At 66.0% G+C, this 19,395-nt stretch carries 17 protein-coding genes and 1 pseudogene; 5 read left to right on the top strand and 13 right to left on the bottom strand.

Going from position 1 to position 19,395, the window contains the following annotated elements:
* Nucleotides 1–61: 61 nt before the first annotated feature.
* The 4 genes from V6M57_RS14280 to V6M57_RS14265 form a co-directional block, all read right to left on the bottom strand.
* A complete protein-coding gene (locus V6M57_RS14280) occupies nucleotides 62–949 on the bottom strand; it encodes a fructose bisphosphate aldolase (RefSeq protein ID WP_332815664.1) in 888 nt (295 codons plus the stop codon).
* A gap of 182 nt (nucleotides 950–1,131) precedes the next feature.
* On the bottom strand, nucleotides 1,132–2,376 hold the full coding sequence (locus V6M57_RS14275) for an MFS transporter (RefSeq protein ID WP_332815663.1): 1,245 nt from the start codon (nucleotides 2,374–2,376) through the stop codon (nucleotides 1,132–1,134).
* 42 nt (nucleotides 2,377–2,418) lie between these two features.
* Nucleotides 2,419–2,898, bottom strand: a complete 480-nt coding sequence (locus V6M57_RS14270; protein WP_332815662.1) for a VOC family protein — start codon at nucleotides 2,896–2,898, stop codon at nucleotides 2,419–2,421.
* 164 nt (nucleotides 2,899–3,062) lie between these two features.
* Nucleotides 3,063–3,524, bottom strand: a complete 462-nt coding sequence (locus tag V6M57_RS14265) for a carboxymuconolactone decarboxylase family protein (protein WP_332815661.1) — start codon at nucleotides 3,522–3,524, stop codon at nucleotides 3,063–3,065.
* 271 nt (nucleotides 3,525–3,795) lie between these two features.
* On the opposite strand from V6M57_RS14265, the gene V6M57_RS14260 reads away from it, so the two are divergent.
* Nucleotides 3,796–4,173 carry a cupin domain-containing protein gene (locus V6M57_RS14260; RefSeq protein WP_332815660.1) on the top strand — a complete coding sequence of 126 codons (378 nt, stop codon included), beginning with the start codon at nucleotides 3,796–3,798 and terminating at the stop codon, nucleotides 4,171–4,173.
* 253 nt (nucleotides 4,174–4,426) lie between these two features.
* Here the strand turns inward: V6M57_RS14260 and V6M57_RS14255 are convergent, their stop codons facing one another.
* The 8 genes from V6M57_RS14255 to V6M57_RS14220 all read right to left on the bottom strand — a co-directional run bounded on the left by V6M57_RS14255 (nucleotide 4,427) and on the right by V6M57_RS14220 (nucleotide 12,360).
* Nucleotides 4,427–5,563: a glycoside hydrolase family 88 protein gene (locus V6M57_RS14255; protein WP_332815659.1), complete on the bottom strand. Its 1,137-nt coding sequence runs from the start codon at nucleotides 5,561–5,563 to the stop codon at nucleotides 4,427–4,429.
* Nucleotides 5,560–6,480 (bottom strand): ABC transporter ATP-binding protein, encoded by a 921-nt coding sequence (locus V6M57_RS14250; RefSeq protein WP_332815658.1) that lies wholly within the window; start codon nucleotides 6,478–6,480, stop codon nucleotides 5,560–5,562. Before V6M57_RS14250 ends, V6M57_RS14255 begins: the two co-directional genes overlap by 4 nt.
* 25 nt (nucleotides 6,481–6,505) lie before the next feature.
* Nucleotides 6,506–7,273 carry an ABC transporter permease gene (locus V6M57_RS14245; RefSeq protein ID WP_332815657.1) on the bottom strand — a complete coding sequence of 256 codons (768 nt, stop codon included), beginning with the start codon at nucleotides 7,271–7,273 and terminating at the stop codon, nucleotides 6,506–6,508.
* 8 nt (nucleotides 7,274–7,281) lie between these two features.
* A complete protein-coding gene (locus V6M57_RS14240) occupies nucleotides 7,282–8,079 on the bottom strand; it encodes an ABC transporter permease (protein WP_332815656.1) in 798 nt (265 codons plus the stop codon).
* 26 nt (nucleotides 8,080–8,105) lie between these two features.
* Complete coding sequence (locus V6M57_RS14235; protein ID WP_332815655.1) at nucleotides 8,106–9,077, bottom strand: ABC transporter substrate-binding protein; 972 nt, start codon at nucleotides 9,075–9,077, stop codon at nucleotides 8,106–8,108.
* Nucleotides 9,078–9,448: 371 nt separating this feature from the next.
* A complete protein-coding gene (locus V6M57_RS14230; protein ID WP_332815654.1) occupies nucleotides 9,449–10,246 on the bottom strand; it encodes an IclR family transcriptional regulator in 798 nt (265 codons plus the stop codon).
* Between the two features lie 18 nt (nucleotides 10,247–10,264).
* A complete protein-coding gene (locus tag V6M57_RS14225; protein WP_332815653.1) occupies nucleotides 10,265–11,263 on the bottom strand; it encodes a sugar kinase in 999 nt (332 codons plus the stop codon).
* A 194-nt stretch (nucleotides 11,264–11,457) separates the two neighbouring features.
* Complete coding sequence (locus V6M57_RS14220) at nucleotides 11,458–12,360, bottom strand: LysR family transcriptional regulator (RefSeq protein ID WP_332815652.1); 903 nt, start codon at nucleotides 12,358–12,360, stop codon at nucleotides 11,458–11,460.
* 106 nt (nucleotides 12,361–12,466) lie between these two features.
* Between V6M57_RS14220 and V6M57_RS14215 the strand changes: the two genes are divergently transcribed.
* From V6M57_RS14215 to V6M57_RS14200, 4 genes are read left to right on the top strand one after another with little or no spacing between them, the layout of a single operon-like run.
* Entirely contained in the window at nucleotides 12,467–13,447 is a 981-nt protein-coding gene (locus tag V6M57_RS14215) for a Bug family tripartite tricarboxylate transporter substrate binding protein (RefSeq protein WP_332815651.1), read from the top strand.
* 4 nt (nucleotides 13,448–13,451) lie between these two features.
* Nucleotides 13,452–15,050: a hydantoinase B/oxoprolinase family protein gene (locus tag V6M57_RS14210; RefSeq protein ID WP_332815650.1), complete on the top strand. Its 1,599-nt coding sequence runs from the start codon at nucleotides 13,452–13,454 to the stop codon at nucleotides 15,048–15,050.
* Nucleotides 15,047–17,131, top strand: a complete 2,085-nt coding sequence (locus V6M57_RS14205; protein WP_332815649.1) for a hydantoinase/oxoprolinase family protein — start codon at nucleotides 15,047–15,049, stop codon at nucleotides 17,129–17,131. Before V6M57_RS14210 ends, V6M57_RS14205 begins: the two co-directional genes overlap by 4 nt.
* Nucleotides 17,128–18,402, top strand: a complete 1,275-nt coding sequence (locus V6M57_RS14200; RefSeq protein WP_332815648.1) for a hypothetical protein — start codon at nucleotides 17,128–17,130, stop codon at nucleotides 18,400–18,402. The genes V6M57_RS14205 and V6M57_RS14200 overlap by 4 nt, the downstream gene beginning before the upstream one ends.
* Here the strand turns inward: V6M57_RS14200 and V6M57_RS14195 are convergent.
* A pseudogene (locus V6M57_RS14195) lies at nucleotides 18,399–19,338 on the bottom strand (IS481 family transposase). The gene V6M57_RS14200 and the pseudogene V6M57_RS14195 overlap by 4 nt on opposite strands.
* Nucleotides 19,339–19,395: the final 57 nt, after the last annotated feature.

The raw sequence follows: 19,395 nt of genomic DNA, 5'->3' as shown, positions 1-19,395 counted from the left end.
CTTGCTCTGCCAGTGGACGAGTTCGGAGGGGCCTGCGCCAGCGCAAGCGCCGCAACGATCGCTATGTGCCCGATGCCTGGTAGATGGTGGCAACGGATGCGTCCAGCGCCCGGTTGAATTCCGGCTCGCTCTGCTGTGCCGTGAGACCCTCGGTCAACGCCCGCGAGAAGCTGGCGATCACGCCATGGTTGCGCGCCAGCAGGCGGCTCGCCTCCTCGCGCGAATAGCCGCCCGAGAGGGCTGCCACGCGCAGCACCTTCGGATGCCCGATGAGATCCGCATAGAAATCATCGACCGAGGGGAGCGTGAGCTTCAACATGACTTGCTGCTCCTGCCCGAGCGCGTCGAGCTGATCGAGGATGGCGGCCTTGAGCAGCCGCTCGGCGCCGGGCTTGTCCGGAGCGTGGATGTCGACTTCCGGCTCGAGGATGGGCATGAGGCCGGCCGCCAGGATCTGCTTGCCGATCGTGAACTGCTGGTTGACGACGGCCTCGATGCCGCCGGCGTCGGCGTGCTTCACGACCGAGCGCATCTTGGTCCCGAAGACGCCCTTGGCTCTGGCTCGCGCAAGCAAGGAGTCGAGGCCGGGCATCGCCTTCATCATCTGCACGCCGTGCGCCTCGTCGGCGAGGCCCTTGTCGACCTTGAGGAAGGGGACGATCTGCTTGACGGACCACAGGTAGTCGGCGCTCCCCCGTGCCCCGATCTCCCGGTCCATCGTCTGTTCGAACAGGATCACCCCCAAGATGCGGTCCCCATCGAACGCGGGGCTCGTAATGATGCGGGTGCGCATCGCATGCATCAACTCGAACATCTGCCGGTCGCCCGAATAGGCCCCGGGCTGGATCCCGTACAGGCTCAGCGCCTTCGGTGTGCTGCCCCCGCTCTGGTCGAGCGCGGCAATGAAGCCCCTGGCGGACCTGACCTTCTCATGCTGCTTCGGATTCATGGTCGTTCCCGGAGTGAGTGGAGAGCCACGGCCATTTTGCGCACGGGAAAGGTGAAATGCTCGCCATTTTTGTGTCCTGCCGAAGGACTCCGGAGGGTCACCGGCACCCACCATCAGTGGGATCGGCGCGCGCGCCGGGCGGCAAACATCGCCGTTCGTCGGAACGATTCGCGCGAAAGCCCTCAGGTCGCGGCCGGCGCCGCCATCAGCGTGAAACCCCTGCGCGGCAGCTGCAGCGCCACCACGCCTGCCGCAATCAGCAGCAGGCCGGCGGCGCCGAAGGCGATCCAGTGCGTGCCGTAGTGCTCGTAGCCCCACCCGCCCAGCCAGGCGCTGAGCATCCCGCCGACCTGGTGCCCGACGAAGGCCATCCCGTAGAGCACGCCGACCAGCCGCACGCCATAGACGTCGGCGAGGATGGCCGATGAGAGCGCGATGCTGCCCGCCCACACCAGCCCGCCGATGGTGGAGGTGAGGTACAGCTCCCAGTGCGTGCCCACCATGACCAGGGCGAAGAACCCGAGTCCCCGCACGAAGTAGATGGTGGCCAGGATGTGCCGCCGCGGCAGGCGGTCGGCCAGCCGGCCCAGCATCAGCGTGCCGCCGATCGCGACGAAGCCGATCAGTCCGACGCCCATCGAACTGGTGAAGGCGTCGAACCCGTGGTCCATCAGCATGGGCATGCCGTGGGTGCCCATCAGGTTCATGCTGAAGCCGCAGGCGAACAGGCCGAAGAAGATCTTCCAGAACGGCGCCGTGCGCATGGCCTCGCGCAGCTTCAGGCTTTGCATCTGCATGCCCGGACGCGCGCGCCGTGCGGCGAACTCCGCCGGGTCCAGGTCCGAGTGCTCGGGTGCGGCGTCGCGGACCACGAACAGCGCGGCGGGCAGGGTGAACAGCGTGAAGGCCGCCGCGAATCCCAGCAAGCTGGCGCGCCAGCCAACCTGCTCGATCGCCAGGCTGAACACCGGCGTCATCACGGCGATGCCCGCCATCGAGCCGGTCGAGAGGAAGAACAGCGCCATGCCGCGGCGGCGCGTGAACCATTGGCTGATCACCGGCGTCAGCGCCACCGGGCTGGTGAAGGCCAGCCCCACCGACAACAGCAGGCCGAACGCGAGCAGGAAAGCAAGGGTATTGGCGGTGGCCACCGTCCACAGCGCCGCGGCGATGACCAGTGCATTGCCCGTCAGCAGCACCGGGGGCGTGCCGAAGCGCGCGATCAGCAGGCCGGCCAGCGGCATCGCCAGGCCGTAGGCCAGCATGCCGACGGCGACGATGGTCGACAGCAGGCTGCGGCTGAAACCCAGGTCATGGGCCATCGGCAGGAAGAAGGGCCCGAAACTCAGGCGCATGCCCGAGGACAGGAGGGTCAGGAAAGCCGCCGCCGCGACGATGTTCCAGCCGAAGTACCAGCGTGCCGCCATCCGCCCATCATAGGCAGGCGGGGCCGGCAGCCGGGCGCCGCCTCAGCCCCGTCGCGCCGCCTCGACGGCAGCGATGTCGATCTTGCGCATCTGCATCATCGCTTCGAAGGCCCGCTTGGCCGCCGCGCGATCCGGGTCGGCGATCGCTGCGGTGAGCGCCCGCGGCGTGATCTGCCAGGACAGGCCCCACTTGTCCTTGCACCAGCCGCAGTCGCTCTCCTGGCCGCCGTTGCCCACGATCGCGTTCCACAGGCGATCGGTCTCGGCCTGGTCGTCGGTCGCGACCTGGAATGAAAAGGCCTCGCTGTGCCTGAACGCGGGGCCCCCGTTCAGGCCGAGGCAGGGGATGCCCAGGACGGTGAACTCGACGGTCAGCACGTCGCCCTGCCGGCCCTCCGGATAGTCGCCGGGCGCTCGCAGGATGGCACCGACGGCGCTGTCCGGGAAGGTGGCCGCGTAGAACTGCGCGGCCTCCAGCGCAGTGCCGTCGTACCAGAGGCAGATCGTGTTCCTGGCAGTCACTTTCGCTCTCCAACACATGCAGGTATGTGCACGCTAGCGAGGAACGCTGCCTCGCGTCAAGCGGCCGGCACCAACCTTGGCAATTCCTTCCAGCGCCTGGGCTCGGTGGGCGCCGATGCCAGGCTCACGACGGGACAGGCGAGCCTGCCAGCCTTCGGCCGGCCTCAGCCGGCCACGTAAGGCGTTTCGGGCACGGGCATGTGGAAGCTCGCGTTCAGCATGTTCCACGCCCGGATGGCGCCCACCGCGAAGGTCAGCTCGGCCACCTCGGCATCGCTGAAGTGGCGCCGGACGGCCTCGAAGTCCGCATCGCTGGGCGTCCGGTGCGGCACCGCATTCACCGCCTCGGCCCAGTTGAGCGCCGCACGCTCGCCCTCGCTGAAGAAGCGCGTCGCCTCGCGCCAGCCGGCCACCGCGTTGACGTGGCGCGGGTCCATGCCCTGCTTCACCAGGTCGGCCCAGTGCATGTCGATGCAGAAGGCACAACCGTTGATCTGGCTGATGCGCAGGTTCACCAGCTCCTTCAGTCGCTTGTCCAGCGTTGTGCCGGCGGCGAACGAGAGCTGCGCGAGCGCCTTGGCCGCCTTGGGGGCCAGAGCGTGGTAGTCGAGCCTTGGGGTTGTCATCGAGTGCTCCTTTGTTGAAATGGATGGATGCTGGACGGACTCGGGAGGCGATCGGGAGTGATCACCTCTGCAAGTCGCTGCCGTGATGAATGATGAGGCAGATGCGGCGCCCGACGCATTGACTTGATCTCGCGACCTGCCGTCCTATAGTGGATTGCGCCGGGCGGCGGGCTCGTGTTCGTCGTGCACCCGTCATGCAAGCCCGCGGGCAGCCGGCCCGGCAGCGCCGCCGCCAGCGACTGGCGGGATTCCTGCCCACAGGAGGCACACCATGGCCAACCCGGTTTCCATCAGCAAGTTCGAAGTCAAGTCCCACAGCTCGCCCGACGAGGTGCGCTCGCCGCCGAAGACGCGCGTCGAGGTGGTCCAGCTCGGCGGCTACACCATCGGCCGCTTCAACTTCCAGCCCGGCTGGCGCTGGTCCGAATGCGTGAAACCGGTGGTGAAGACCGACCTGTGCCAGCTTTCGCACGTAGGGCACGCCGTGGCCGGGCGCATCCGCGTGCGCATGGGCGACGGCACCGAGAAGACGATCAGCGCGGGCGAGTCGTACACCATTCCGCCGGGTCACGACGCCTGGGTGGAAGGCAATGAAGCCTTCGTCGGCGTCGAGGTGCTGAGCGCCGATACCTACGCGAAGCCTGCCTGAGCTCCGCCATCGCAGCGGGTTCGACTTCGGTTTTCACGGCGCCCCGAGGCGGACCCACGCAGGCCTTGGATCACGCTTTCAAGCCGGCGCTTCAGGACCTGTGTCGGCTCCGACGAGTCGGGGTCGGCAAGGTTCTCCCGTCCAACCCTCCGATTCAGCGCGCTCATGCAAAGCTGCCGTGCAGGGCATGCCCGGACTCCAAAATCGATCGGGTGTACGTCGAGCCGCTACTACTGCCGGGATGCCTCGAGGTTCAACCGCCTGCGGCCTTCCCCAGGCCCTGTGTCATTCGATGCACCGCCTCGACGAAATAGTGGTCGCCCCACATCACGCTTTCATCCACGCCCAGGTTGTTGTTCCGGTGATAGATCGCGTGCTTCAGTATCCCCTCGTAGCCCTGCTCCCAACTGCCCAAGAACTCCGGCGTGCACAGCCGCTCCAGGATACCGGCCGCGTATTCGCGGTAACGGCTGCCCTGGGGCCCCGCCAGGCTGGACAGCTGCAGCATCGCGGCGGCCGCGATGCTGGCCGCCGATGCCTCGTAGGGGAATTCGGGCGCCGGGTCGTTCCAGTCATTGGCCGGGATGCGGCGGCGGCCGGTCTGCTCGATGTAGAAATCGGCGCAGCGGCGCGCCGTATCAAGAAAGCGCTCGTCACGCGTTCGGGCATACACCGACCCAAAACCGTAGATCGCCCACGCCTGTCCCCGCGCCCAGCACGAATCCGAACGAAAGCCCTGGTGCGTGGCGGTCCTGAGGAACTCGCCGCTGTCGGGATCGAACCAGCCCTCATGCGCCGTGCTGCCGTCTCCGCGCACGAGGAAGCGCCGCGTCGTCATGGCGTGTTGTCGCGCGATGTCGGCCAACGCCGCGTCGCCCGACAGTTCGGCCGCCTGGAAGACGATGTCGACGTTCATCATGACATCGATGAAGGTGCTGCCCGGATCGACCCACGTCGGCAGATATTTGCCCGCGCCGTTGAACCGCCTGGCCATCGTCCTGCCGGCCTGAATGATCACGTCGCGGGTGTGGTCGCTGGGATGGAGCCGGTGCCACCTTCCCCAGCTCGGCGTGAAGAGGAAGCCGATGTCGTGGGTCCCCTCGTCCAGCTTGCGGGGCTCGAGCAACTCGCTGTATTTTTGCGCCTGGAGAGTCCACCACGGGTCGTTCGTCCGCTCGGCGAAGATCCAAACCATGCCGGCCAGGAATCCACCGGTCCATGGCGGCGCCCAAGCATCCTCGTCGAAGTGCCAACGTCCTGCGGCCGTGAAGATCGGGATTTGTGCGGGGTGGTCGCAGATCAGGCGCCGGACCTGTTCCTGCGCGGTCTCCAGTGCCCTTTCCAGTTTGTTCTCGGCGCGAGAAAGCGGCCCAGGAGCGTCGGTCGTCATGCTTTTCGTCTCAGGGGTTCAGTCAGAGCGCCCGTTTGCGCAGTCGAAGCTCGGCTCGGGTCGCCCATGACCTCAGGCCTTCGCGAAGCGCCTGCATCCTCGACTCGCCCCTTGGCATCCTTGATGAGGGCGTAAATGCGGCCGCGCAACTGGCCGAATCGCGGGTCCGTGCGGGTATCCAGCTGATTGCGATCGGCGCCAAGATCGATCCGGACGTCTTCCATGACGACCGTCGGAGACGCGGAAAGGACGATGACACGCTCCCCGAGGTAGACCGACTCGTCAATGTCGTGGGTGACGAACACGATGGTCACTCCGAGCCTGGCCCACAGGGACCGGACCAGGTCTTCCAGTTCCGCGCGCGTCTGGGCATCGACGGACGCAAAGGGCTCGTCCATCAGCAGGACTTCGGGCTCATACGCAATCGCACGCGCGATCGCAACCCGCTGTTGCATGCCGCCGGACAGCTGCCAGGGGTATGCGTCGCGTGCATCCTGGAGACCCACGGCCTCGAGGCTCTCGTCGACAAGCTTCCGGCGCTGTGATGCCGGCAGCCCCTTCTCCTTCAGCGGCAGCTCGACGTTCTGCCGAACCCTCATCCAGGGAAAGAGGCTTCTTCCGTACTCCTGGAACACCACGGCCATTCCCGGCGGGGGGCCGGAAACAGTCCTTCCTGCCAGCGTGATGTCTCCACTGGTCGGCTGCAGCAAGCCCGCGATGCAGCGCAACAGCGTGGTCTTGCCCGCGCCCGACGGTCCGACGATGCAAACCAGCTCGCGCTCATCGAGGCTGAAGGTGACGTCCCGAACGGCCTCGACCATCCGCCCCTTCCCTTCGTAGACCTTACGCAGGCGGCTGATCGCGAGCCTGGGGGCGCGCAAACTTTGCCCGTCGACCAGCGGCTCGTTCATCATCATGCCGATGTTCTCCTTGAAGTCGGGCTCAGCTTTGCCGCCGCATGCCCTCATACCAGTGCAACACGATCACCTCGAAGGCGCGCATCAGAAGCGACAGTGCGACGCCCACGATGCCGAGCAGGAGGATGCCGCTCCACATCTCGGGAATCGCGAACGTCCGCTGGAACTGGATGATCGTGAAGCCGATGCCGTTTTCGGAGGCGAACATCTCGCTGATGACCATGAGGATCACGCCGATGGACAGGCCGGTGCGCATTCCGGTGACGATTTGCGGGCTCGCTGCGGGCAGCGTCAGCGTCAGGAGGCGGCGCACGCCGTGGATCCCGTAGACGCTGCACGTGTCCTTCAGCACCGAATCGACCGAGCGAACCCCTTCGATCGTGTTGAGCAGCATGGGCCACAGGCAACCCAGGCCGATGACGATGATCTTGGAGGTGTCGCCAATTCCCGAGATCACCAGCAAGACCGGGATCATGACCGTTGGAGGAATCGCCCGGAAGAACTCGAAAACGGGCTCGGTGTAGTCGCGCGTGACCTTCGAGTAGCCCAGGAGCACGCCGGCTGCCAGCGCAAATGCGAACGCCGCCAGGAAGCCGGCTGCCAGCCTGGACAGGCTTCGGACGATGTCCGTCGCTCCCCTCCCGGACAGCCAAGTGTCCTGGAAGGCAACCAGGCTCTTGAGCAACGGGGGAAAGAAGAAGTTGTCACTGTCCGCGGACAAGTGGAACCACAGCGCGAGCAGCACCACCGGCACCAGCAGTGTGGCGAGGATCCGAGCCAGGATGACTTTCACGGCCGCCCCTATACCTCGGTGCGGGTCGACTGGTGCCAGGCGAGTGCGCGGCGCTCGATGAATCTCGCGAGGATGTTCACCAGCACGCCCATGACCCCGGCGGTAATGACCAGCGAATACATTTCCGGCAGCGCCAGCGCGGATTGGGCGAGTGCGACCTGGTGGCCGATGCCGGGATTTCCGATGACCAGCTCCGCAGTCACGGCGAGCACCAGCGCAACCGACGCTCCCAACCGGAATCCCGTGATCGCGTACGGCAAGGCCGTCGGCCAGGCAACGTAGCGGATCCGGCTCCATCGGCGCAGCCCGTACACGCGCGCCGTGTCCATGGCGACGGGATCGACGGCTTTCACACCATACAGGATCTGGATCAGGACCTGCCAGAAGGTTGCATAAACGATCAGCAGCAGGGCCGACTTGACGTCGATGCCGAACATCAGGACCGCAAGCGGGATCAGTGCCACCGAAGGGATCGGTCGCAGGAATTCGATCGTCGATTCCGTGTACCGCCACAGGATCGGGATCGATCCGAGGATCAAGCCTACGAGCGCTGCAGCGACGAACGCGATGGCGAGACCGACGAACCACGCCTGCAGGGTGCTGAAAACCGCCAGCCAGAATTCATTGCTGACGAGATTGCGCGCCATCGCCATGAAGACCTCGTGGAACGGCGGGAAGTAGCGCGCTGGAAGCACCCCCGACGCCGGCAGGACCTCCCAGACCCCCAGGAACGCGAGGAATCCCGCAATGCCGCGGGACCGCGGATTCCAGGGCCGTCGCTTCGACGGCGGCTCGACGCTGTGCATCGGTCGGTCTGCGAAAGGGAAGAAGCTCAGCGATGGATGACGCTCTCGACCTTGAAGTCTTTCGAGATCATGTTCTGCTTCACCATCTGGGGCAGCATCGCCTTCAGCGAGGCGACATTGACTTCCGCGTCGTAGCGGGGAATGACGAACTCGTTGGCGATCGCGCTGGTGATCTTGGTGAACGTCGGGATGAGGGCCCGGACTTCCTGCGGATGTTCATTGGCGTACGTGCCGGCCTGGACGATCGCCGCCTTCAGCTTCTTCATGAGTTCCGGCTTCTGCTTGATGATCTTGTCGGTGGAGACGAACGAAGCGGCCGTGAGCCCCGGAGCGGTGTCGACATAGTTCGATGCCAGGTCCCTCAGCCCGTGCTTCAGGGCCGTCGTGTGGAAGGGCTCGACCATCCACGCCGCATCGATCTGGCGCTCTTCCAGGGCCTGCTCCATGTTCGAGAACGGCATCTCGACGAACTTGACGCTGGCTGAATCCCCACCGGCCTTCTGGACCGACAGCCGGGCCGTGACCTCACCGATGTTCTTGACGGTATTGACCGCGATGGTTTTTCCGACGAGGTCCTTGGCGGACTTCATCTCGTTGCGCGAGCCCACGACGAGCGCGGAGAAATCCTTGCCTTGCACGCCGGTCGACGTCGAAGCTGCCGCCAGGATCACCAGCGGCAAGCCCTTGTCGCGCCCTTGCATCACCGATACCGTGTTCGAGAACACCACGTCGAACTGTCCGGCGATCAACGCGGTCAGGGAAGCGGCGCCGCTGCTGGTGTCGACGATCTGCAGGTCGATGCCCTTGGCGGCAAAGAATCCCTTGTCCTTGCCAAGGCGCATGGCGGCTGTCTCGGCGTTCGGCAGCAGGCCCGCACGCACGACCTCCAGCTTGGCCGGGGCTGCCGCCTTGGCCGTGTTATCGGCTGCGGCGGCCTGTCCGGTGAACCAGCAACCCAGCGCCACAGCCAGTGAACTGACGACGATTCGCGATCTCATGTCCGTCTCCTCGTTGATGAAAGTCCGAACTCGCGGCGCTACCGGCGCAGCGGGTCGCGGGGCCACGAGCGGCCTCCGCCGCGATCCCCGCTTCGGCAACCCCAGTTGACAAGGGCAGCCGGTGTACGAGGACGATCCCCGCTGACTTGAGCATATGGAGGCGACTTCGGCATGACAATAGCGAGAGGCAAATAAGGTTTAGCGATTCGCTAACAACCATCTTGGGCCGCGGGTCTCGCCTTTTTGGCGGAATGCCGATCGCAATGCAAAAGCAAGCCCGCCGACGGCGAGCAAGGCTGCTGGTGTCCGGCGGGGCACCGGGCACCCGTGGGATGAACGCGTAGAGGCGTACGACCTCTGCGCCCCCGGAGCTATCCGACCACTCTCGTGAACACCGCAGGGGCGCCGAGTTCGGCCGAGATGGCAGCGGCGGTCGGCAGCAGCTGCTTGAGCACCCCGGGCAAGGACGCCGGCGTGATGCGTTCCGAGGAGCCGGCGATCGCAAGTGCGGCGATGGCGGAACCGGTGTAGTCGATGACCGGTGCAGCAACGCTCGACAGCGCGTTGTCGAACTCCTGCCAGCAGGTGGCGTATCCGTTCGCGCGGATCCGCGCCAGTTCCGTCTTCAGCGTCTCGCCATCGCAGATGGTTGCACGGGTGCGGCCCGGCAACCCGGCCTCGATGGTCGCCTGGACAAAGCGCTCCCGCTGATGCGCCAGCAGCAGCTTGCCCGAAGCCGTGGCATGCAAGGCCGTTCGACGGCCTGCACTTGCCAGCATGTCGGTCGCCCCGGCAGACGCTACCCTGTCCACATAAAGGACGGAACCCTCGTCGACGATGCCGAGGAGGACCACTTCCCCGATGTCGGTGGCCAGCTTGTCCACGTACACCCTGGCCACGCGGGTCAGTTCGACCGGTCGTATGACCGAACTTCCCAGCTCGTACACGCCCCAGCTGAGCCGGTACCGGGCTGCAGAGTCTTTCGCGACGAACTTCTCCAGCTCCAGGGTCTTGAGAAGATGGTAGGTGGCCGTCTTGCTCAGATTGACGCGCCGCGCCACGTCGCTCATCGACATGGGATCGATGGCGCCACCGAGGATTCGCAGGATGCGCGCGGCGTGCCGCACCGAGCTGACGACCCGAAGTGACTTGGGGGAGGGTTCGGCCACGGCAACTCCCGGATCAGATCAGCGGCCTGCGTGTCCTGGGGCCTCTCGCAGGAAGAGCGGCCGGGTTCCTGACCACAGACCGGCCGCGTCCATTTCGGCCGCGGTCGGCAGGCCTTCGGTGTCGCCGAGCACCTGGACCGCCCGCGCGCCGATCCACGTGCCCGCGCGCACTGCATCTGCCACGCTGCGGCCTTGCAGCAAGGCGATGATGACACCAACGGCGAAGCCATCGCCCGCACCGACCGTATCCATCACTTCCTTCACCGGAAACGGGGGCACGCGGCCGGTGCCCTGGTCCGAGTCGAAGTAGGCGCCTTCGGGGCCGAGCTTCACCGCGACGATGCTCGCGCCACGGTCCCGATAGAAGCGCGCGATGGCCTCGGGTGAGTCCGCTCCGGTGAGGAAGCGGCCCTCCTCCAACCCGGGCAGCACCCAGTCGGCCTGGAATGCCAGCGCATTGATCTCGCGCCGCATGTCCTCGGGGGTGGCCCAGAGCGTCGGACGAAGGTTGGGATCGAACGAAATGGTCCGCCCGGCTGCGCGCATCACTTCCAGCGCCCGCCAGGCGACGGCGCGCGCTGTGGTGGAGATTGCGGCGAACACGCCGGTGGCATGCAGGTGGCGCGCCGACCGCAGCCAGCCGTCGTCGACGTCGGCAGGCGTCATCCGGCTCGCCGCCGAATCCTTGCGGTGGTATTCGGTGGGAGGATCGCTGCCGTCCGTGGTGCGTCCCTTGAACATGAAGCCGGTACGCTGGTCGGGGTCGACGACGACCCTGCTGCAGTCCACGTTCTCGCGCTGCATCTCGGCCAGCAGGTACCGGCCCATGGAGTCGCCCCCAAGGCGGCTGGCCCAGCCCACACGCAGCCCCAACCGGGCAAGCCCGATGGCCACGTTGGTTTCGGCCCCGGCGGTCCGCTTGTGGAAGGCACGGACATCCTCCAGCGGGCCGGGCCCCTCGGCGACGAACAACTGCAGCATCTCGCCGAACGTGACGACGTCGTAGCGGGAACTCATGCGAATTCATCTCCGGAACGGGCAGGCGCTATTTGCGCATCTGGCGACGACCTGTCCCTGGTCGCGGCAAGACCTGCGCTAGCATGCCCTGTCACGCGCTGCCATCCGGAGCCTTTCCTCGCATTCAGAGTAGCACACCGACTGCATCGACCGGGTGCAGCTGTCGCTCTGGTCTAGACGATGCCTCTGCTCGCTCAAACCGCTTCATGGGCGCCCAAGACGCCGGTCAGCGCGCTGAAGAAATGCTCGGCGATTTCGGATGCGGGCGAGTACCGGCCATAGGCGACATACGTCGCCACCGGGATCGTGGGCGTGAACTTCCGAATGCAGACCTTGTCGTTGAAAACAGAAGCCATATAAGGGTTGATGATCCCCACACCAAGCCCCCGCGCCGCCAGGGTACAGATCGTCGACGAGTAGATCGTCTCGATGGCTCGCGAAGGCGACAGCTTCCTGCTCGCGAAGATCCGCTGGAGCTCGATTTCGATCTCATCGTTGCTCGGAAGGCTGATGAGCACTTCGCCCCGGAGGTCCGTCGCCTTGACCTCCCGCATCCTCGAGAAACGGTGACCCGGGGCGCTGACGCACACAGCACCGGTGTGATGGATCGCCTCGACGCGGAATGCCGCCCCTTCGAACCTCCTCTGGGCGATCGCGATGTCGTATTGGCCGTGGCGCAGGCCTTCGTCGATCTGGCGGCTGCCCAGCGTCTGCACATTGAAGTGGACGTGCGGGTACGACTTCACGAACGCCTCGATGGCTGGTGGAAGGATGCTCAACCCCAGCGAAGGCGTGCATGCGATGCGGAAGACACCCGCACCCGATTCTTTCAGGGCGGCAACGGCCTGTTCGATCCGCTCGAAACCCTGGAAGTTGAGCTGCACGGTCTCGAACAGGTGGCGGCCCTCGCGCGTCAACTGAAGGCGTCCCCGGTCGTTCACGAACAACCTGAGTCCGGTCGCACTCTGCGCCTGCCCGATCAAGCGGCTGATGGTCGGCTGCGTCGTGTGCAGCATGTCGGCGGCAGCAACGGTCGTACCCGCCAGGACGACCGCCCGAAACGCCTCGATCTGCTGGAACGTCAAGGGGCGCGACATGCGGTCAAGTATATCAACACTGCATAGGTCTCCCAAGAAATAGCATTTGTCCAAATAGCCGGCCATTCCTAGACTGCGCTGATCTCAACCCGTTCAGGAACGTGCCATGCCCATCACCCGTCGCGCCGTGTGCGCCTCCATCCTTCCCGTCGGCGCTGCGCTCGCGGCACCTTCCCTGTTTGCGGCGCCCAACATTCCCGTGGGCACGATCAAGATCGAAGCACCGTTCACTGCGGGAGGCACGGCGGACGTGCTGGCGCGCACCATCGCCCAGCGACTGAACACGATGTACGGGCAGTCGGTGATCGTCGAGAACCACCCGGGGATGGGTGGCAACCTGGGTGCAAGCCTGGTCGCCAAGGGCCCGGCGGACGGCTCCTTGCTGCTCCTGGGCACCATCGGGATCCACTCGGCCTACGCGGTCTACCAGCAACTGCCGTACAAGCCGAGCCGGGACATCCAGCCCATCGTCATCCTGGGCGGCGTGCCGTGCGTGGTCGCCGTGAACAACGACCGCCCCTTCCGCACGCTTCAGGAACTGCTCACGTATGCAAAGGCGAACCCCGGCAAGCTGAACTTCGGCTCGGCGGGCACCGGTTCGTCCACGCACATGGTGGGCGAGCTGTTCCAGCAGGCCACTGGCGTGAAGCTCACGCACGTGCCGTATCGCGGCAGCTCCGCCGCGATGAACGACCTGATGGGCGGACAGATCGACATGATGTTCGAACTGCTCACGACGGCCGGGCCGATCATTCAGGCGGGCCGCATCCGCCCCCTCGCCGTCACCAGCGAGAAACGCAGCCCCGTAGTGCCCGAGGTGCCGACCGTCTCCGAACTCGTCGTGCCGGGCTTCGATGGCACGGGCTGGTTCACGGTCGCAGCCGCGGCCGGCGTTCCGAAGGCGACGGTCGCCCAGTTCAACAAGGACATCAACGAAATCCTGCGCTCCGCGGACCTGCAGGAGACCTGGAGGAAGCTCGCGCTGAACATCATGGGCGGCTCGCCCGAGGAAGCCCGCTCCTTCGTCTCCTCCGAGACGGCGAAATGGAACAAGGTGATCCAGGCGGCTGGCATCAAGGCAGGCTGACCCCATGCTCAACGGAATCACCCTCGAGCTGCTCTGGCGGCGGCTCATCTCCATGGTCGACGAGGCAGCGGCCTCACTGGTGCGGACCTCGTTCTCGTCGATCGTGCGCGAGTCCAATGACTTCGCCTGCGTGGTCACGGACGCACGCGGCCACTCGATTGCCCAGGCTTCCAACAGCATCCCCTCGTTCATCGGTACCGCACCGCGGACGATCCGCGCTTTCCTGGAGGCCTATCCGGAGTCGCAGCTGCAGGAAGGCGACGTCCTGATCACCAACGACGTCTGGCTGGGCACCGGCCACCTGCCGGACATCACCGTGGGCAAGCCCATCTTCAAGGACGGAAAGCTGGTTGCCTGGGCAGGCTCCGTGGCACACGCGCCGGACATCGGTGGGCGAGTTCGCTCGGCGGACGCGACGTCCGTGTTCGAAGAGGGGCTGCAGATTCCGGTCATGAAGGTGCTGCGCGCCGGCGTCATGGACGAAACGCTCGAGCGCATCATCCGCAAGAACGTGCGCGTTCCCGACCAAGTGATGGGAGACCTCTACGCCCAGTTCACCGGCCTGGCGCTGATGGAGCGACAGACCCTCTCGCTGATGCAGGAATACGGACTCGAGGACCTGCAGGAACTCTCGCTGGAACTGCGAAGCCGCAGCGAGACGGCCATGCGCAACGCCATCAGGGCCCTGCCCGACGGCACCTACCATGCCGAAGCCATCAGCGACGGCATCGACGCGCCGATCCGCCTGAAAATGGCCTTGACCGTCAAGGGCGACGAGATCCTGATCGACTACGCGGGTTCGGACGCGCAGGTCCAGAAGTCGATCAACGTCTGTCTCGCCTACACGACCGCGTATACCTCGTACGGCGTCAAGGCGGTGCTCTGCCCGGACGTGCCCAACAACGACGGCGCGCTCGCACCGCTGACCGTCGCCGCGCCGCTCGGCTCCATCCTGAACTCGATGCCGCCGGCCGCCGGCGGCGCGCGAGCATTGATCGGCCACTTCCTGCCCGCGATGGTGGTCAACGCACTCGCGCAAGTCGTGCCGGACAAGGTCATCGCCGGTGTCGGTTCGCCCCTGTGGTGCATCAACATGGCGGGCACCCGCGCCGATGGTCGCGGCTTCGCCAACCTGTTCTTCCTGAACGGCGGCTATGGGGCGAGCGCCAAGGCCGACGGCATCGACGTCCTGTCGTGGCCCAGCAACATTTCGTCCACCCCCGTGGAGATCATCGAGCAGGTCGCTCCCCTGAAGGTGCACTACCGCCGTTTCCGCGACATCGGGAAGCCGAACGGTTTGCATCGAGGTGGCACCGGCCAGGAGCTGATGCTGGAGAGCCTGTCCGAGAACCCCGCCACGATGTCCTTCATGGCGGAGCGGACCCGGCCGGAATCGGCCAGCCCCGGACTGGCCGGCGGCGAGTCCGGGGCGCCCGGCGAGATCCTCATCGATGGCAAGAAGATCAGCCCCAAGGCCCAGCAGCTCGTCAAGCTCGGGACCCGGGTGCTGCTTCGCACCCCCGGTGGGGGCGGCTATGGCGCCCCCGGTGCGCGCTCCAGGGAGCTGCTTGAACAGGACCGCGTGCGCGGCTACTCGAAATGACAACGGACAGTTATTCCCTCGGAATCGACATCGGCGGCACCTTCACGGACATCGTGCTCTACAACCATGCCGATGCGCGCGTGTTCAGCCACAAGGAGCTGACGACGCCCGAAGAGCCGACCGTCGGCGCGATCCGCGGTGTGAAGACCCTGCTCGAGCGCGAGCAGGTGAAAGGCGCCCAGGTTTCCCGCATCGTGCATGCGACGACGCTGTTTACGAACGCGTTGATCGAGCGCCGGGGCGTCAAGGCGGGCCTCATCACCACCCAGGGATTCCGCGACACACTGGAGATGCGGCGCGAGTTCAAGTTCGACCTGTACGACCTGTTCATCGAGATGCCGGCCACGCTGGTGCCGCGCGAAGCACGGATGGAAGCCGTCGAGCGCGTGCGCGCCGATGGAGCCGTGGACACGCCGCTCGACGAAGCCAGCGTGGTCGAGGCGGGCCGCCGGCTGGTCGCGCAAGGTGTCGAATCGGTCGCCATCACCTTCCTGCACGCCTACGCCAACCCTCGGCACGAGCGCCGTGCGCGCGAGGTGCTCAAGGCCGAGTTCCCGCAGCTGTACGTGTGCATCTCCAGCGAGGTCGCACCGCAGATCCGCGAGTACGAGCGCACCTCGACGACGACGGCAAACGCCTATGTGCTGCCGATCGCCGACAAGTACCTGCAGCGGCTGGAGCAGCAGCTCAAGGAGCTGGGCATCGGATGCCCGCTCCTGATGATGCTGTCCAACGGTGGCCTGACCCACGTGGACGAAGCGCGCCGGTTCCCGGTGCAGCTGCTCGAATCCGGGCCGGCCGCGGGCGCCATCGCGGCGGCGTACTTCAGCAAGCGCTCAGGCATCGGCGACGTCCTTGCGTTCGACATGGGCGGCACGACCGCGAAGCTCGCCATCGTCGAGGACAACAAGCCGCTTCTCGCGCACAGCTTCGAAGCCGCGCGCGAAAAGCGCTTCGCCACCGGCAGCGGCCTGCCGATCAACATCGCCACCGTCGAACTCATCGAGATCGGCGCGGGTGGCGGCAGCATCGCCCATCTCGACAGCATGAACCTGTTGAAGGTCGGGCCGAAGAGCGCCAGTTCGCGGCCGGGGCCCGCCTGCTTCGGCCGGGGCGGCACCCAGCCCACGGTGACCGACGCCAACTTGCTGCTGGGCCACCTCAACGCCGACACGTTCGCCGGCGGCACCATGAAGCTGTCGATCGAGGCGGCGAGCGAGGCCGTGTCCCCGATCGCGCAAAGCCTGGAGACCGACACGCAGGAAACGGCCGACGGCGTCCTGGCGATCGTCAATGAGAACATGGCTGCGGCTGCGCGAGTGCACGTGGCCGAACGCGGGTTCGATGCCCCCAAGTTCACGCTGCTCCTGACCGGCGGCGGTGGCCCGCTCCATGGCTGCGACGTCGCGCGCCGCCTGGGCATCAAGCGCGTGCTGTGCCCTCCGGGCGCAGGGGTCGCATCGGCATTGGGACTGCTCATTGCCCCCGCCCGGGTCGATCGATCGACGACGCTGGCGCGGCGCTTGTCCGACCTGACACCCCAGGCCCTGGAAACCCTGTTCGCCAAGCTCGAGGCGGACGCCGCCACGGTGATGAAGGACACGCTGGTCGAAGGCGCGGTCTATCGGTGCGAACGCAGTGCCGACATCCGCTTCGCCGGCCAGGGCTTCGAATTGACCACGCGCCTGCCCGAGGGTTCATTCGGCCCGGAGACACCCGCGAAGATCATGGAGTCGTTCCGCCAAGCCTACGCGCGCGTCTTTGGCCAGGTCCCGCCCGTGCAGGAAATCGAACTGATGAATCTTCGCGTCGCGGCGATCGAAACCGGTGTCGACCGCCCGTTGAACCTGGCGGCGAGCGGCCGCGAGCAGTGGAAGCACGGCGCAGCAAGCCGTAGTGTCTGGCTCGCCACCCACAAGGATTGGAAGACGGCGCGCGCCGTTGCCCGGGAGAGCCTGGGCCAAGGCGACCGCCTCGACGGCCCTGCCATCGTGGAGGACGCTTCCTCGACCCTGGTCATCCCCCCGGGCGCAAGCGCGGCCGTCGACGCGGCCGGCAACCTGATCGTGGAGTTCGCATGACGCGCAAGGCAGTGTTCCCGTGCAAGCGCGTAGGCCGCAACGGGGCGCACCATTTCTTCGGCTACTACAACAAGTCCAACTGGGATCCGAGCGGACGCTACCTGCTCGCGCAGGAGGTGCCATGGCGCGACCAGCGCCTGACAGCGGATCTGGTGGCGAAGGTCGGCTACTTCGACACGCACGAGGACGACGGGCGGTTCCACGCGGTCGGCGAAACGCGCACCTGGAACTGGCAGATGGGCTCGCAGCTCCAGTGGCTGGGTGGCAGCGACGGTCAGGAGGTGCTCTACAACACCCGCACGACCAACGGCATGTCGCGCTATCCGTACTTCGGCGCCGAGATCTGCGACGTTCGCACGCTTGAAAAACGCTCGCTCCCGATGCCCGTCTATGTCGCGGCCCCCAACGGACGATGGGCACTGAGCGTCGATTACCGGCGCCTGTACGTCACCCACGAAACCATCGGCTACCCCAGCGACACCGTGCAACCGGAACTGCCGCTGTGTCCGGTGGACGATGGCATCTGGGCGCTCGACCTTGCCAGCGGGGATGCGCGCCTCGCGGTGAGCTATGCGCAGCTGGCGGCATTCCATCCTCGCGACTCGATGAAGCGGGCGATCCACTGGGTCAGCCACATCGAAGTCAACCCTTCCTCCAGCCGTGTGCTCTTCCTGCATCGCTGGACGGAACGCGTCAAGGACGAGACCTGTTTCCTGCACCGCCTGATCACGATGGCGCCCGACGGGTCGGACCTGCGCCTGCTGGAGTGCTCCGACCATCCGCTGCCGCAACTCGCCGAGGACTTCGACCCGACCGCGGTCGGCACGTTCGACTACGAGAAGTCGGAGTGGCAGATCTCGCACCCCCTCTGGCGCCAGGATGGCGAGATCATCGTCTGGGGACCGCACGACGGCAGCATCCATTACCACCTCTACGAAGACCGGGAGGGCGGTGCAGTGACCGTGGTGGGCGCCGGCGTCTTGACCGAGAACGGACACATGACGTTCTCGCCGCTGAACCCACGCTGGCTGCTGAGCGACACCTACCCGGACAAGGAGACGAACGAGCGGCTCCTGTTCCTGTACGACATGGAAACGGGCCTGCGTCACGAACTGGGCCGCTTCTACGCAGATCCCAAGCTGTCCAAGGAGAACCGCTGCGACCTGCACCCCCGGTGGTCCCCGGATAGCCGAAGCGTGTGCATCGACTCCGTGCACGAGCACGACCGGGAGATGTACGTGATCGACGTGTCTGCGTTGGTGGGCGGCTAGGTGTTGAGTTGCAATAGGTTCTTACCGCCGAGGCGGGAAGCTGGAGGCTTGTGGCCCAAGGCGGAGTGAGGCCGGCGGGCGTTGTAGTAGGCCAGGAACGCGGGCAGCCAATCAGCGCGCTCGGCGCTGTTGTTCCAGATGCGGCCGTAGGCCCATTCGCGCAGGCAGGTCTGGATGAACCGTTCGGCCTTGCCGTTGGTTTGCGGCCGGTACGGCTTGGTGAACGTGTGCTTGATGCCCAACGCCTGGCAGGTCTTGGCGAACAGCCTGGATCGGTACGCACTGCCGTTGTTGGTCAGCAGCCTCTTCACCGTCACACCCAGCGCCCTGTAGTGCGCCACCGTGGCTTTCAGGAAGTCGACGGCGGACTCCTTGCGCTCGTCGCTGTGCATCTGGACGAATCCAGCCCGGGAATGGTCGTCGATGGCCACGTGCGCGAACTCCCAGCCAGCGCCTTCGACGGAGTCACGCCGGTTGCCGGTGACGCGGTGGCTCGGGCGCACGATGCGGCCGAGCTTCTTGGTGTCCATGTGCAGCAGTTCGCCAGGCGCCTGACGCTCGTAGCGCACTATGGGCTCCAAGGGATCCAGTGCCTTTAGGCTGGACAGCCCCAGGCCGGCCAGGAAGCGGCTGACCGTGGCGACGCTGCGCCCGACCACCGCGGCGATCCTGCGCATGGGCATGCGGGCACGCCGCAGTTGCTCGATGCGCTGGGCAAGAGCAGCATCGACCGTGCTGCGCGTTTCGATCGGGCCGGGAGCTGCGATCGCGCAAAGCATCCTGCCCACCCTCTTCGAAGCGCCGCTGCCACTTGCGCACCGTCTGGCGGCTGATTCCTGCGGCCGAGGCCGCAGGAATCAGCCCCATGAGAGCCATGCGTTCAATGAGCAACTCGCGCCTTTCGAAGGTCAATCTGGCATTCTTGTGGCTGTTCATCCGGGGGAATTCCTCTGAGAGTTCTGAAGCGTCGTAACTCCAGTCTCCCAGACTCTT

The organism is Ramlibacter sp. (assembly GCF_036676645.1).
Lineage (GTDB): Bacteria > Pseudomonadota > Gammaproteobacteria > Burkholderiales > Burkholderiaceae_C > Ramlibacter.
This window is presented reverse-complemented; position numbering and strand designations above follow the sequence as displayed.

Excerpts from the sequence above, each read along its gene's own strand:
- V6M57_RS14265 (WP_332815661.1), bottom strand. The coding sequence starts at position 3,524 with ATGACAACCCCAAGGCTCGACTACCACGCTCTGGCCCCCAAGGCGGCC.
- V6M57_RS14210 (WP_332815650.1), top strand. The coding sequence starts at position 13,452 with ATGCTCAACGGAATCACCCTCGAGCTGCTCTGGCGGCGGCTCATCTCC.
- V6M57_RS14255 (WP_332815659.1), bottom strand. The coding sequence starts at position 5,563 with ATGACGACCGACGCTCCTGGGCCGCTTTCTCGCGCCGAGAACAAACTG.
- V6M57_RS14215 (WP_332815651.1), top strand. The coding sequence starts at position 12,467 with ATGCCCATCACCCGTCGCGCCGTGTGCGCCTCCATCCTTCCCGTCGGC.
- V6M57_RS14260 (WP_332815660.1), top strand. The coding sequence starts at position 3,796 with ATGGCCAACCCGGTTTCCATCAGCAAGTTCGAAGTCAAGTCCCACAGC.
- V6M57_RS14205 (WP_332815649.1), top strand. The coding sequence starts at position 15,047 with ATGACAACGGACAGTTATTCCCTCGGAATCGACATCGGCGGCACCTTC.
- V6M57_RS14250 (WP_332815658.1), bottom strand. The coding sequence starts at position 6,480 with ATGATGATGAACGAGCCGCTGGTCGACGGGCAAAGTTTGCGCGCCCCC.
- V6M57_RS14240 (WP_332815656.1), bottom strand. The coding sequence starts at position 8,079 with ATGCACAGCGTCGAGCCGCCGTCGAAGCGACGGCCCTGGAATCCGCGG.
- V6M57_RS14235 (WP_332815655.1), bottom strand. The coding sequence starts at position 9,077 with ATGAGATCGCGAATCGTCGTCAGTTCACTGGCTGTGGCGCTGGGTTGC.
- V6M57_RS14225 (WP_332815653.1), bottom strand. The coding sequence starts at position 11,263 with ATGAGTTCCCGCTACGACGTCGTCACGTTCGGCGAGATGCTGCAGTTG.
- V6M57_RS14220 (WP_332815652.1), bottom strand. The coding sequence starts at position 12,360 with ATGTCGCGCCCCTTGACGTTCCAGCAGATCGAGGCGTTTCGGGCGGTC.
- V6M57_RS14200 (WP_332815648.1), top strand. The coding sequence starts at position 17,128 with ATGACGCGCAAGGCAGTGTTCCCGTGCAAGCGCGTAGGCCGCAACGGG.
- V6M57_RS14275 (WP_332815663.1), bottom strand. The coding sequence starts at position 2,376 with ATGGCGGCACGCTGGTACTTCGGCTGGAACATCGTCGCGGCGGCGGCT.
- V6M57_RS14280 (WP_332815664.1), bottom strand. The coding sequence starts at position 949 with ATGAATCCGAAGCAGCATGAGAAGGTCAGGTCCGCCAGGGGCTTCATT.